This window comes from Chamaesiphon sp. (assembly GCF_041737865.1).
Taxonomy (GTDB): domain Bacteria; phylum Cyanobacteriota; class Cyanobacteriia; order Cyanobacteriales; family Chamaesiphonaceae; genus Chamaesiphon.
Window position 1 is genome coordinate 1 of record NZ_JBGSQZ010000043.1, and the last position, 4,609, is coordinate 4,609.

6 protein-coding genes and 1 pseudogene are annotated in these 4,609 nt (G+C 45.4%); all 7 read left to right on the forward strand.

All coding sequences use genetic code 11. From position 1 onward, the window contains the following. The first annotated feature begins 176 nt into the window (after window positions 1-176). A complete protein-coding gene (locus tag ACEW9J_RS02915; protein WP_373543648.1) occupies window positions 177-716 on the forward strand; it encodes a hypothetical protein in 540 nt (179 codons plus the stop codon). Between the two features lie 41 nt (window positions 717-757). Then, complete coding sequence (locus ACEW9J_RS02920; RefSeq protein ID WP_373543649.1) at window positions 758-1,048, forward strand: hypothetical protein; 291 nt, start codon at window positions 758-760, stop codon at window positions 1,046-1,048. Next, the gene (locus tag ACEW9J_RS02925; protein ID WP_373543650.1) at window positions 1,041-1,400 is read left to right on the forward strand and encodes a type II toxin-antitoxin system PemK/MazF family toxin; all 360 of its coding nucleotides are present in this window, start codon (window positions 1,041-1,043) and stop codon (window positions 1,398-1,400) included. The genes ACEW9J_RS02920 and ACEW9J_RS02925 overlap by 8 nt, the downstream gene beginning before the upstream one ends. A gap of 76 nt (window positions 1,401-1,476) precedes the next feature. Beyond that, window positions 1,477-1,800: a XisI protein gene (locus ACEW9J_RS02930; protein WP_373543651.1), complete on the forward strand. Its 324-nt coding sequence runs from the start codon at window positions 1,477-1,479 to the stop codon at window positions 1,798-1,800. A gap of 160 nt (window positions 1,801-1,960) precedes the next feature. After that, the gene (locus ACEW9J_RS02935; protein WP_373543652.1) at window positions 1,961-2,797 is read left to right on the forward strand and encodes a hypothetical protein; all 837 of its coding nucleotides are present in this window, start codon (window positions 1,961-1,963) and stop codon (window positions 2,795-2,797) included. Next, window positions 2,797-3,432 carry a Uma2 family endonuclease gene (locus ACEW9J_RS02940; protein WP_373543653.1) on the forward strand — a complete coding sequence of 212 codons (636 nt, stop codon included), beginning with the start codon at window positions 2,797-2,799 and terminating at the stop codon, window positions 3,430-3,432. Before ACEW9J_RS02935 ends, ACEW9J_RS02940 begins: the two co-directional genes overlap by 1 nt. Window positions 3,433-3,439: 7 nt before the next feature. Next, window positions 3,440-4,471 (forward strand): annotated as a pseudogene (locus ACEW9J_RS02945) (type I restriction endonuclease); the annotation flags it as partial. Between the last annotated feature and the right edge of the window lie 138 nt (window positions 4,472-4,609).

Sequence of the window (4,609 nt, forward strand, 5' to 3'; positions counted from 1 at the left end):
GCTCCAGACAGGGCGGACAGCTTGTTTACTATGCTTTGTTCCCTTTGAATATCATGTTGCAGTTCCTCTCTACTGCCGTCGAGCGACGTTTTCCCGTCGTTACAGCTATTTATTTGCCCGTTTTAGATTGACTTTGCGATCTACTGAATATCGATAGTGGCTGGAGTCCAGTATGTTTGGATCGTTCCGTTGAAGGAAAAGAATGGGGAGTTCTTAAACTTGGTGCGGTGACTAAGTGCGAGTATAAACCATCCGAAAATAAAGCACTTCCTCCTGATGTGCAGCCAAATTCAAAGATAGAGGTAAAACAAGGAGATTTGTTATTTAATCGAAAAAACACTTATGAATTGATTGCTGCTTGTGCGCTTGTCAAAGAAACTCCTCCACGTCTTTTAATGTCAGATCTAATTTTCCGTTTTCGGCTGCGTGAAGATGCTCCAGTTAATTCAAGCTTTTTACATCAGCTTCTCATTTACCCAACTAAGCGACGAGCTATTCAGAAACTAGCGGGAGGTTCCTCTAGTTCAATGCCTAACATTTCTAAAACAAAGCTACAAGCTACACTTGTTGAAGCTCCCCCCATCGATCTTCAACAAAAGTTCGCTCAACGAGTAGAAGCGATCGAAAAACTCAAAGCCACTCATCACAAATCCCTCACCGAACTAGATGCACTCTTCGCATCCCTTCAACATCGCGCCTTTCGAGGAGAACTATAAAGTCGATCTGGTTTAAATTAGAGAGATATAGGAGAACAACCATGCAAAGCATCGCCAACATCGAGCAAGACATCCTCAACAACCTCCGCCAGTTAACCCCCGACAAACAGCAACAAGTCCTAGATTTCACCGAATTTCTGCGCCTAAAAAACACCTCAAAAGCGATCGCCTCAAAGCTATCCTTCAGAGAACTCGCCGCTCTACCCCTAGCACAACGGCATCAGTACCTCGCGCCCTACATTCCCGCAACCGCCCAGGACTTTCTCACCGAGCCAGAATTGACAGAATTTGCAGTCTTGGATGTAGAAGGATGGGAAAACGAGGATGATTAATCCCCAACGCGGCGAAATTTGGTTGGTGGATCTCAATCCTACCAGAGGACAAGAAATTCAAAAAACTCGTCCTGTAGTAATCATCAGTGCCAAAATTTTCAATTCGATTGCGATGAGAATTGTGATTCCAGTCGCCACCTGGCAAGAAAAGTTTGCCGAACGTCCCTTCATGGTGCCAATCGCCGCTAGTCCCGAACGTGGACTAGATCGTGATTCTGCGGGGAATGTTTTACAAGTTCGCAGCATCTCTACCGAGCGATTTGTCAGACAGTTAGGTCGAGTTAATGATGAAACTTTACAAGAATTACTAGCTAGTTTGATAGTTTGTATCGACTACGACCAGAACTCATAAACTCACAAAATGAACGGATCGAGCAGCTATCTTTGAGACTTGCCATCATAAACTTAGATCGACAGGAGATCGTGCAATGGATTCCCTCACCACCTATCGAGAGATCGTCAAACAGGTAATTAGCGACTATGCCAAACTGCGCCCATCTCACGGCGATATTCACCTAGATACCGTATTTGACGAACGACAAGATCGTTATGCACTGATGCAAGTCGGTTGGGATCGCGGGCATCGGGTACGCGGCAACCTCATCTATGTGACAATCGACAGTGGTAAAGTCTCGATTGAATACGATGGGATGGAATGCGGGATTATGCAAGACTTAATCGATCGTGGTATACCCGACCGAGACATTATCCTTGCCTTTCTCCCCGAATCTCGCCCTACTGCGATCGTCTGAAAATTAACCAAAGGTAGCGCGAGTAAGCCACTTTAAATCGTGTATGGCTCCACTATGTAATGATAAGAATAGACGTGCGAGTGGGCACGATAGGACAATCACCTCGCTACCAACTAGTCCCAGGTTCTTAAAAATTCAAACACTATCATTTTGACCAGAATTGCACCCATCCCAGGATATTTCAATGGTAGTCATCGATCGTGACCAATTAACAGATAACCCATTGCAGACGATCGCCAACTCTCTAGATCGAGAGTACAGCGATCTGATTGCCTATATCGATTCGATCGCCGCCTTAGAGCGAAAATACTCTGTAGACTCTCAGGAAGCTGCTGTATCCGAAGAAATAGCCCAGATTCAGGTAATTGTAGATCGAGCCAAGGAATTTGCGGCTCAACGTCAGTTTTACCAACTGCAAAATGCGATTTTCCATGCTTGGGACAAAATTAAAACCTTTCAATCGGCACGGCAAGAGTCTTGTTATTATTTGCCGATCGAGATTAATAATTCTCTCAAAGAATGTGTCTCAATTCATCAATATAGTTTGCAAACTGGGTTGCGTAGTCTGATTGACTTGTTCGATCTAATTGTTTGGTTGAGTAAAGAATCTAAAAACAGAAATACAAGTCGCAATAAAGATTTAAAAAAATGGGCTGAATCTTTAGAAACTTTTGGTGATTATTTTGAAGATAACATCTATCTGTTTGGGGCAGATTATCTCGAACGCTTTCAGGCAATTTTCTTTGCCATCATCGAAGAGTTCCAGCAAAAACCGCCGATCTCTAAAACCAGAGAAAACGTCAGAGAATCTTATCGAATTAGGATTCGGAATGCGGCAGGGTTTATCTACAGTACAATCGATTATACTGTCGCCGAATCGAATGCCGAAGACCGTGAAATCTTAACCGCGATCGCAACAGCCAATCACCCCGCATTCTTTGAAGATCGATCGGTTGCAGGGAATTCTAATCTTGACTCAATCTTGGAGATTAAATAATGCTGAGTGGACTCAAAGAACTAATCGACGCAGCCGAACTAGCACGAATTGCCGATCCAGAAGAGACATCGATCGTCAGTGATGTAGACTGGCAGACATACGAAGCATTATTAGCGAGATTGGCAGACAACTCGCACTACCGCGTTACCTACTTAAATGGGATCTTAGAAATTGTGTCGCCATCGATTAGACATGAAAAAATCAAAAAACGTTTAGCGACACTGCTCGAACGTTACTTAATTTCGCGACAGATTCAACATACGCCACTGGGCAGTACTACGCTCAAAGATCGACTCAAAAATGCTGGCGCAGAACCAGATGAATGCTATTGCATCGGGGCTGAAAAGGACATTCCAGATTTAGCGATTGAAGTTAATATCACCAGTGGCAACATTAACAAACTAGCAACTTACCAACAGTTAGGCGTAACGGAAGTTTGGTTTTGGGAAGCTAATCGCCTCAAACTTTATCACCTCCGTCAAGAAACAGGATCGGATTCCTCGCTGACATCTGGTTACGCACAGATCGAGCGTAGCGTGATATTGCCGGATTTAAATATCGCGCTGCTGTCAGAATGTACGTTAATTTCCGACCAGCTTCAATCAGTGAGAGAATTCGATCTAGGAATTGAATAGAATTTTAATGAGTCAGTTTGCCTTCCTCCAACCCGAATTTCCTAGCATTTACGAAGCCGCAGATCGAGCGATTGTCGCCGTCCATCCCGACCCACGTACCGCCTGTTTTTACGCCCGTCGTGCCCTCGAATTAACCGTCAACTGGCTCTATCAGTATGACGATGCTCTCACCCTTCCCTATCAAGAAAATCTCAGTGCCCTCGTTCACGAACCCAGCTTCAAACGGCTCGTGGGCGAGGCTCTATTTACCAAAGCCCGATTGATTATCAAAATCGGCAACCAAGCCGTCCACCAAAATCGAGCGGTGCCCACCAACGATGCGATCGTTGCCATCAAAGAACTATTTCATATCACCTACTAGCTAGCCCATACCTACGGATGCAAAGCTAAACCCGAATCAGGACTCACATTCAATCCCGCTACCATCCCCCAAACTATCCTCGTCTCCAAACAGACGATCGAACAACTCCAAAAACTCACCACTACCCTCCAGGAACGCGATGAAAAGCTTTCCACCATCCTCGCTGCCAAGAACGACCTAGACACAGAACTGCACCGCCTACGGGCAGAATTAGCCCAAGTCAAGCTAGCTAACAGCCAACAGCCAGACACTCACGACTATTCCGAAGCCGAAACCCGCGACTACTTCATCGATATTCTCCTCAAAGAAGCTGGGTGGACACTAGATTCACCCCGCGACCGCGAATTCCCCGTCACCGGAATGCCCAATGAATCGGGTAATGGATTCGTCGATTACGTCCTCTGGGGCAACGACGGTAAACCCCTGGCTGTCGTCGAAGCCAAACGTACCAAGCACGACCCTCGGATCGGACAGCAACAGGCAAGATTATACGCCGACTGTCTCGAAGCCCAATTTAAACAGCGTCCGCTGATTTTCTACTCTAACGGTTATACACATTGGATCTGGGACGATCTCAACTATCCACCCCGTCAGGTTCAAGGTTTCTACAAACAAGCTGAATTAGAACTGCTCATCCAACGGCGGACTACCCGCAAATCTCTTGCGGAAGCGACGATTATACTCTAAACGGTTAAGATCTGGACTTTTGCAAAAGATTGAAAATTGAGTGTTAATAGGCTGTCTAGCTTTTCTTTCCGGTCTGTATTCGCGGTGCCGATACAGGTGGAAATTTCCGCTTTAAAATCAGCAAAATTC

What these genes read in the sequence shown, in the direction of transcription:
- ACEW9J_RS02930 (WP_373543651.1), top strand. Translation starts at nt 1,477, where the DNA reads ATGGATTCCCTCACCACCTATCGAGAGATCGTCAAACAGGTAATTAGC.
- ACEW9J_RS02920 (WP_373543649.1), top strand. Translation starts at nt 758, where the DNA reads ATGCAAAGCATCGCCAACATCGAGCAAGACATCCTCAACAACCTCCGC.
- ACEW9J_RS02940 (WP_373543653.1), top strand. Translation starts at nt 2,797, where the DNA reads ATGCTGAGTGGACTCAAAGAACTAATCGACGCAGCCGAACTAGCACGA.
- ACEW9J_RS02925 (WP_373543650.1), top strand. Translation starts at nt 1,041, where the DNA reads ATGATTAATCCCCAACGCGGCGAAATTTGGTTGGTGGATCTCAATCCT.